The sequence below is a fragment of the Paenarthrobacter aurescens genome (assembly GCF_025421775.1).
GTDB lineage: Bacteria > Actinomycetota > Actinomycetes > Actinomycetales > Micrococcaceae > Arthrobacter > Arthrobacter aurescens_B.
Genome location: NZ_JAOEFX010000306.1, coordinates 1 through 269, shown reverse-complemented (window position 1 = coordinate 269; position 269 = coordinate 1). Strand labels below are relative to the sequence as shown.

Genomic DNA, 269 nt, shown 5'->3' with positions numbered 1-269 from the left:
TGATGCGCAAGCCGGCCACGGCCTTGGCGACCGTGATGCTGGAGCGGTCAGCGTCGGCCTTGGCGGAGAAGCCCTGGAGGTCGTAGCGGGAAGTGGCGAATTCGAACTTCGCCTTGCGCCCTGCGGTAACGGTGACGTTCGACAGGACGGCCTCGTACATGCCATAAACTACGCCCAAGCTCCCGTCAGCCCACGCCACCAGCAACACCTCAACCTCCAGGCCCAGGCACTCGCATACCGCATAGGCAAAATCCACATAACTGCCGATG

The 269-nt window shown here is 62.5% G+C and carries 1 protein-coding gene; it reads right to left on the bottom strand.

Annotated features, from left to right (window positions below; translation table 11 throughout):
- Positions 1–269: transporter substrate-binding domain-containing protein (locus N7568_RS23730; RefSeq protein ID WP_261612154.1), on the bottom strand; the 269-nt coding region annotated here is incomplete at both ends.